The sequence below is a fragment of the Flavobacterium sp. genome (assembly GCF_049240005.1).
In the GTDB taxonomy this organism is placed as follows: Bacteria; Bacteroidota; Bacteroidia; order Flavobacteriales; family Flavobacteriaceae; genus Flavobacterium.
This window is the reverse complement of sequence record NZ_JBMLTK010000087.1, coordinates 107,819-116,556: the sequence shown is the minus strand read 5'-3', so window position 1 is coordinate 116,556 and position 8,738 is coordinate 107,819. Positions and strand designations below refer to the sequence as shown.

4 protein-coding genes and 1 tRNA gene are annotated in these 8,738 nt (G+C 42.5%); 4 read left to right on the top strand and 1 reads right to left on the bottom strand.

All coding sequences use genetic code 11. The features are described 5' to 3' along the window. Positions 1–352 precede the first annotated feature (352 nt). Positions 353–425: transfer RNA gene (locus ACOVQQ_RS09355), tRNA-Gly, on the bottom strand. A gap of 97 nt (positions 426–522) precedes the next feature. Here ACOVQQ_RS09355 and ACOVQQ_RS09350 point away from each other — a divergent pair. The 4 genes from ACOVQQ_RS09350 to ACOVQQ_RS09335 all read left to right on the top strand — a co-directional run bounded on the left by ACOVQQ_RS09350 (position 523) and on the right by ACOVQQ_RS09335 (position 8,736). Continuing rightward, positions 523–993 (top strand): GNAT family N-acetyltransferase, encoded by a 471-nt coding sequence (locus tag ACOVQQ_RS09350; RefSeq protein WP_421817965.1) that lies wholly within the window; start codon positions 523–525, stop codon positions 991–993. A 191-nt stretch (positions 994–1,184) separates the two neighbouring features. Next, the gene (locus tag ACOVQQ_RS09345; protein WP_421817964.1) at positions 1,185–3,584 is read left to right on the top strand and encodes a DUF5916 domain-containing protein; all 2,400 of its coding nucleotides are present in this window, start codon (positions 1,185–1,187) and stop codon (positions 3,582–3,584) included. Between the two features lie 77 nt (positions 3,585–3,661). Then, complete coding sequence (gpmI, locus tag ACOVQQ_RS09340; RefSeq protein WP_421817963.1) at positions 3,662–5,179, top strand: 2,3-bisphosphoglycerate-independent phosphoglycerate mutase; 1,518 nt, start codon at positions 3,662–3,664, stop codon at positions 5,177–5,179. Between the two features lie 2 nt (positions 5,180–5,181). Next, a complete protein-coding gene (locus ACOVQQ_RS09335; RefSeq protein ID WP_421817962.1) occupies positions 5,182–8,736 on the top strand; it encodes a T9SS type B sorting domain-containing protein in 3,555 nt (1,184 codons plus the stop codon). Positions 8,737–8,738: the final 2 nt, after the last annotated feature.

The following is an 8,738-nucleotide window of genomic DNA, read 5'->3' as shown; positions in this document are numbered from 1 at the left end:
ATTGGGAACTTCCACCCCCGCCCCGTAAAGCGAAATTACAATTTGTTTGAAATTACCATTACGGGTTTTCCGTAAATTTTCAGCTGTTTTGAATTGATTTGTGGAGCACTTTTTCGGAGCACGTTTTTGCAGTAGGGGGTGAAGCAGAAAGCGTTTTGAAAAAAGTGCCTGCTTTTGTGGGTTTGTGCGAGCGACTGTAAGAAGCTTGCAGAAGCCTTACAAAAGTGGCAAACTTTTGAGAAACCTTGCCGCGGAAAACCCGACGGCGGCTGCCTTAACTTCCACTATGCGTGCCGCCGGACTGCCCCAAAAAAAGGGCATAAAAAAACCCCTCAGAATCTGAAGGGTTTAGAGCGGAAGACGAGGCTCGAACTCGCGACAACCAGCTTGGAAGGCTGGAGCTCTACCAACTGAGCTACTTCCGCTTGCGGGTGCAAATATAAAAACATTAAAAGTCTTAAAGCAAGTGTTTTTTGAAAAAAAATTACATTTGTCGGACTTGCCTTACCTAATTCTCGAGTAATGAGTTTTTTAACAAATAACAATTTGCAGTTTAAAATTGTGACGGCGCCGGAGTTGTATGCTGTTCGGCAACCGGTATTGCGTCCGCATTTACAGCCTGAAGATTGTGGTTTTGAAGGCGATACCGACTCCGACTCAATGCATTTTGCTGCGTTTATCGACGGTCGAATCGTTGGTGTACTAACCGCTCTACATCGAACGCATGTACATTTTGGGGATAAGGCTGCCATACAATTTCGAGGAATGGCAGTTTTAGCAGATTTTCAGGGTCGTAAAATTGGCGGAGCGCTTTTGCACTGGGCGGAAACCGTTTTGGTGCATCAAGGTGCATGCCGATTTTGGCTGAATGCACGCATAAAAGCAGTTCCTTTTTACGAAACGGCAAATTACCGTGGCAACGGTACATACTTTGATATTCCTGGAATTGGCCCGCATCAAACCATGTTCAAAACCTTAGGTAAACCCCTTTAGCACGTACACAAACGGAATTGACTTTTCGTTTCATTTTGCAGGATAATTCTGATTATTTTGTAGAATTTTATCGTTTTTCTGCATATTTTATCGTTAAAGTGTAAAAAACAAGTGGTTTTAACAGCAGGTAAACCAATCCAATTATTTACATTTGCTCGATTTTGTTGTAAATGTTGAATTTCCCTAAGCTTTTGACGGTATTCTTTTTTTGCTTTTTCGCTGGATTTGCTCAGCAGAAGAGTATCGATGCGGTGCGAACGAATGCACGAATTACCGTCGACGGAAAACTGGATGAAGAGGCTTGGAAAACAGCTCCTGTTGCTACAGATTTTGTCATGTTTGCACCGGATAATGGCAAAGCAATAGCAGCCGAAAAGCGCACCGAAGTACGTTTTTTGTACGATAACGAGGCAGTTTATATTGCTGGCACGTTAAAAGATGATCCGAAGCTTATTTTAAAAGAAATCACCCAGCGTGATGTGGTAGGTACTGCCGATATTTTTGGCGTGTTTTTGAACGGATTTAACGACGGCCAACAAGATTTCCAGTTTTTTGTAACCGCATCGGGCGTGCAGCTCGATCGACTCGCTACCGAAGACGGCGAGGTAAATGTTTCAAACTTTAGTCAGGATATGTCGTGGGACGCCATTTGGGATAGTGCCACGGAGCTTACCGAATCGGGATGGACAGTGGAAATGAAAATTCCGTACGCTGCCTTGCGCTTTTCGAAAGAACTGGTGCAAAATTGGGGATTGAACTTTTACAGAGAAATTCGTCGCGACCGACAAGTGTACACTTGGAATTTTGTTGATGCTAAAATTGCAACGACACGAAATCAGAACGGTTTGCTTCGGGGTATTAAAGATGTAAAAACACCGACGCGTTTATTTTTTATACCCTATGCATCGTATTATTACGAAGATACGCCGGGCGGAATTGCTAATACGGTTAAAGCCGGAATGGATATAAAATATGGGATTAATGACGCCTTTACCTTAGATGCTATTTTGGTTCCAGATTTCGGACAAACACGCTTCGACAACATCATCCTAAACTTAACGCCGTTTGAGCAGCAGTTTGCCGAAAACCGACCTTTTTTTACGGAAGGTACCGACTTATTTTCAAAGGCGAACTTGCTTTATACACGCAGGATTGGCGGTCCGGCACGATTTCGGCCACGAGATTTCGATCCGAGTGTCGAATCGCTTAGCGATCAGCCAGCAGCCGTTGATCTTTTAAATGCGTTAAAAATATCGGGAAGAACTAAAGGCGGTTTGGGTATTGGAGTTTTAAATGCCATAACCGAAGAAACTTACGGGACATTTACCAACAACGAAACAGGAGCCACAAGGCGTGCCATTATAGAGCCGCTAACCAACTATAATGTTTTTGTTGTCGACCAACGATTTAACAACAACTCTTCGGTAACCTATACCAATACGTCGGTTTTGCGCAATGGCTTTTACCGCGATGCTACAGTTAGTGCTTTAAACTTTGATTTATATACGAAAGACAACTCGTACAATCTTTTTGGCGATTTTAAATACAGCAGCATTTTCGGAGATACTTATGTGGATGGTTTTAAAACGAGTTTGAATTTTGAGAAAACTTCGGGCAAGTGGCGGTATTCTTTATTTGGCAAATACCTGTCGGATAACTACGTAGTAAACGACTTGGGAATTTTGTTCCAGACGAATTATCACAATGCATACGTCGACTGGAGTTACCGTATTTTAAATCCAACGGGCTGGTTCAATAGTTTGAGTATAGCATTCCGAAATTCCGTTGAATTTCAAAACAATACCGGACGAGTACAAGACTATTACCACAACGTAAGTATTTCGGCGACTTCGCGTGCAAACGATTTTTATTCTTTTGAGGCGCAGTACAATCCGCTGACAGCCTATGATTTTTACATGCCACAGGTAGAAAACCGATTTAATTATGTGCCTGGTTCGTACATTTTGAACGCCTATTATTCTAGCAATTACAATCGAACGTTTGCGTTAGATGCGCGATTGAATTATCGCAAATACTTTGAATGCAACCGTATCGATTACGTGTATTCTGTGTCGCCTAGAATACGTGTGAGCGATCGCTGTTTGTTGATTGCAGGCACCTCTTATGTTCGCAGTATCAATGATTTGGGGTCCATTGGTTTTGTTGATGACGCGGGCAGTATTTATTACACACGCCGAACCGTCAAGACTATAACTACAGATTTAACAGGTCGTTATGCGTTGAACAACCGAATGACTTTTAATTTAACTGCACGTCACTACTGGTTAACTTCGCGCAACAAAGCAAATTTTACCTTGCGCGACGACGGGTTTCTAACTGCAACTGATTTTATTGAGGGTATCGACGATAATTTTGGTGCCTTTAACCTCGATTTATCGTACACCTGGTGGTTTGCACCTGCGAGTCAAATAACAGTTTTGTTTCGAAACAGCGCCCAAGATTACCGAAACGATTTATCGCAAAATTACGGTCGCAGCTTCCAGAATTTATTTGCCGAAAATATGGCAAATATATTTTCAGTTAGTTTTCGCTATTATATCGACTATAACGCGGCCAAAAATTGGTTCTAACATTTCTTTACTTTTTTAACGTTTAACATTTTAGTTGCATTATTCGGCTAACTTTGCGGTTCTTTAATGAATAAACTATGAATAAGCGAGTTATTTTGATGATTTTAGATGGATGGGGGAAGTCGCCAGACCCAAAAGTTTCGGCAGTCGACAACGCTCAAACGCCTTTTATCGATAACTTATATAAACAATATCCAAGCGCAGAGTTGCGTACCGACGGCTTGCATGTTGGTTTGCCAGAAGGCCAAATGGGCAACAGCGAAGTGGGGCATATGAATTTAGGAGCGGGTCGAGTTATTTATCAGGATTTAGCAAAAATAAATTTAGCAGTTGCAAACGGCACGATTAAGCAAGAAAAACCATTGCTTGAAGCTTTTTCTTATGCGAAAGCAACTAATAAAAAAGTGCACTTTCTTGGTCTTGTTTCCGATGGTGGCGTACACTCGCATACGTCGCATTTGCGCGGATTAGTTGAAGCTGCCGAATCGTTTGGTCTTGAAAACACATACATTCACGCATTTACCGATGGTCGTGATGTCGATCCAAAATCAGGGCTAACCTACATTTCTCAATTGCAAGAGTTCCTACAAGGAAAACATTGTCGTTTAGCAAGCGTTGTGGGTCGGTACTACGCAATGGATCGCGATAAACGCTGGGAACGTGTAAAGTTGGCTTACGATTTATTGGTAAATGGTATAGGGAAACCGACTACAGATGTTTTGTCGGACATTCAATCTTCGTATGCAGCCGATGTTACCGACGAGTTTATATTGCCGCATGTATTGATAAACCACGATCATAAACCCGTGGCAACAATTGAATCTGGCGATGTTGTGGTGTTTTTCAATTTCAGAACCGATCGCGGACGCCAATTAACCGAAGCACTGTCGCAGCAGGATTTCCACGAACAGAATATGCACAAACTGGATTTGTACTATTTGACGATGACGAATTACGACGACAGCTACTCGAATGTTCATGTGATTTACGATAAAGATAATATTACGATGACGTTGGGAGAAGTGCTTCAAAATGCAGGAAAGACACAAATCAGAATTGCAGAAACCGAGAAATATCCACACGTTACCTTTTTCTTTTCCGGCGGTCGCGAAGAACCTTTTGTCGGAGAAAAACGTATTCTTAAGAATTCTCCAAAAGTAGCTACATACGATTTAAAGCCAGAAATGAGTGCATTTGAATTAGCCGACGCGCTCGTTCCGGAGATTCGAGCAAAATCGGCCGATTTTATCTGTCTGAATTTTGCCAACGGCGATATGGTAGGGCATACCGGCGTTTTTGAAGCTGCTGTTAAGGCTTGCGAAGCGGTTGATAAATGTGTGGAACAAGTAGTTACCGCTGCCTTAGCAAATGGATACACTACGCTACTTATTGCAGATCACGGCAATTGCGAAACGATGATAAACCCAGACGGTTCGCCAAATACAGCACATACTACAAATCCGGTTCCAATAATTGCCATAGATCCAGATATTAAAACCATAAGTAATGGAATTTTAGGAGATATTGCTCCAACCATTCTAAAATTGATGAATGTCGCGCAACCAGAGGTCATGACATGTAATCCTTTAGTTTAAGTATGAGAAGTTTTTGTTGTTTGTTAGCCTTTTTTATTTGTAGCCTTTCTTTTTCGCAAGAAGGAGCAGGCTCTTGTGCGCAGTTGCAAGCAGATCCTGAGTTGTACCAATCGTGTGCCACCTCGATTCCCTTTGCAAATTCAACGCAAAACAATAGTGGTGAGGCCTTTCAAACAACATGTATTCCAACAGAATTTGCAGGGCCAACCTGGTTCTTCATTTTAATTAATCAGTCCGGACCAATTGTTTTGCAAGTGTCCCAAGTTTCAAACAATGGAAATGCTGCTGATGTGGATTTTGTGCTTTGGGGACCATTCAGTTCGCTTACTGGCTTTTGTCCACAATTAACGCCTGCAAATGAGGTAGATTGTAGTTATTCTGCTTCAGCGATTGAAACAGTCAACTTTCCAAATGCCATTTCTGGTGAATATTACATTTTAGTGGTTGACAATTTTGCTAATGTTCCTGGGCAAATTTCTATCGCTCAATCGGGCGGCTCGGGAAGTTCCGATTGTAGCTTCTTGTCCTCAGTAGAGATTGCCGATATTAATGATCAAGAAATAACCGATTTAAATTACTGCAACCCAGAAACGGTAAACCTCTATGCAAAAGTTGAAACCTCGGATTTTGAGGGTTTACCACAGGACTTAAGATTCAACTTTCGTTGGTACAAAGATGATGTACTTATCACCGAAACATTGGCTTCTCCTTCATCGGAAAGTTCCATTACTGCAAGTTCCTCAGGAGTTTATCGAATAGATTTAACAGCTTATGACAGCACCGATCCAACAATTAATCAAAACAATTTACCCATTAGTTCGGACGAAATTACCTTGACTTTTCGAGATGCTCCTCAAGTACAACTTTCTTCCTCTGCTACATGTCTAAGCGACGCGCCAATAATCACACTCCAAGATGTAACGCCAAATCCGGCTCCGCTAACAATCCGATGGTTCAATGGTGCGACACAAATTGCTGGCGCAAACGGAAATTCATTCACACCAACAACACCTGGGCAATATACTGCAAGAGTGAGCAACGATTCTTGTCCGGAAGTGATTTCAAATGTGGTAATGATATACGATACGCCAATTATCAACCCGATTCCGACACAAACTATCTGCGAATCGGCAACAGCAACCTTAACCGCAGCCGTAACCAATTTAGCCAATCTAACTAATGTCAGTTATCAATGGTTCAAAGATGGAGCCGCTATTGCTGGAGCTACAAACCCAAATTTAAGCGTAAACAGCGGTATTCAGCCTCCCGGAACAACAGCTACTTATGAAGTCCGCGTAACAGAGAATGCAATTTGTCAATCAACTGCACAAACCACAGTTACGTTAAATCTGCTTCCTGTTTTGGCAGTTAGCACGCCACTGGAGCAGTGCGACTACATCGTTCCTTCCACAGATGGAATTGCTGTTACAAATCTTACAGAAGCTGCTGCTGCCGTAAATCAGGGAAATTCGCAAATTGTGCTTAGATATTTTCGCGATGCGGCGTTGACCGACGAAATAACTACGCCGGAAACGTTTACAAATACAACACCTTTCAATCAAACAATCTACGTAATCGGAAGTATTCCTACGCAAAATCCAGTTTGCCCGTCCAATGTGGGAACGATTAGTTTGCAGGTTAATCCTACAACTATTGATACCTATCCTGCGATGGTTGCGATTTGTCCGGAGATTAATCAAAACTACGGACTGGCAGATTTTGAGCAACGCCGGCAGTTTATTAAAAACACCTATTTCCCAACGTTTAATGTAGACATTGCTTTTTATGCTTCGGCTTCCGATGCTTCGGTGGAAGCGAACCCGCTGGATAACTCGAGTCAAATCCCCGTCGGGTTAAACCAAATTTTTGCTCGTATCGAAACCGGGAACAATTGCCAAGGGATTGCAACGTTTAACTTGCTGGTAAATACGCCGCCACAACAGGGTAGCATCGCAAATGTCACGAAATGCAACAACGATGTTTTCGTTCTTTCTTCAAAAGATGCAGAGATTTTGGCCTTTCAAACCCAAAATGTAGTTATCAATTATTATCCTTCTTTTGCTGCCGCAGAAGCAAATGGCCCCACGTTAAATAAAAATTCAAACCTAAGTTTACCCATAGGCACAACAACGGTCTTTGCTGGAATTCGGACGCAAACAAACCAGTGTTTGGCAATTATTCCGTTTCAAATCGACAATTTTAATCATCCTGTTTTAGTTGCGCCAGATCCGATTGGCGTCTGTGGAAGTACTACGGCAAGCTTCGATTTGACCATCCGGAATAACCAAATAACAGGCGGTAATCCGAATTTAATTGTCACGTATTTTGCGAGTCAGGCCGATTTTAACGCCAACGTTCCCATCACCGATCCGACCGCGTTTGTTACTAGTTCAACAACTGTAATTGTACTCGTAAACGATACCGCAAATAACAATTGTCCGTCGCAAACCACACTGGAATTAGATGTAAATCTAAATCCCGGAGCAACCCAAAATCCGGAGCCGTTATACATTTGCGACGATAGCGGATATGCCGATTTTAATCTGACCGAACGCCTCTCAGCGGTCTTAGCTTCAACTCCAAACAACGAGGCGATTGTTCGTTATTACATCAATCAAGATGATGCGCTTGCAGGAAACGAAGATTTTATAGCCACGCCCGAAGCTTTCCGAAATACCATTCAAAACACACAAACTATATACGTTCGTGTAACTAGCACCGTTAATTCGGATACCGAAAACAATATTCCTTGTTTTACCGTTTTAGAACTTCCGTTAATTGTACAGGCGTATCCGCAAAATCAACTAAACAGCTATCCGTACAAAATTTGTGTCACCGAAACAGGAACTGTTACTCGTGAGGCTTTTATCGATACAGGTTTGGCAGCTGCCGATCACTTGTTTCAATGGTATCGCGGATTCGATGCCAATCCAGCAAATTTAATTTTAGGCGCAAACGGCCCAACTTTTTTAACGGACGAAGCTGGCGAATACTCTGTACGAGCAACCAACATTACCACGCCGCCTTTGTGTAGTTCTGTTTTCAATTTTACTGCGCGAGAAACTCTTATTCCGACCTCGGTAAGCGTAACCCCAGAAGTTTTAGTTGCTTTTGAAATCGATAATACGGTTACTGCGCTCGCAGCTCCGCAATCGAACGATTACGAATACATGCTCGGTAATTACGGCTGGCAGGATAGCCCGACTTTCGAAAACGTGCGCGAAGGTCTTTACATACTAACCGTTCGCAATAAATTTGGTTGTGGCGAAGTTTTTACCAGTCTTGCCGTCGTCGATTATCAGAAGTTCTTTACACCAAATGGCGATGGCGTTAACGACGTTTGGAACTTGCAAGGTCGCACCGGATTGCGATTCAATAACATATTCATCTTTGATCGACACGGAAAACTAATTCGCGAACTTTCTGAAAACCAAACCGGTTGGGACGGCACCTATAACGGCGCTCCATTACCTGCTGACGACTATTGGTTTAAAGCAGAATATGCCACACAAAATACCCGAGGTACATTTAGCGGGCATTTTACCTTGAAGCGTTAAGT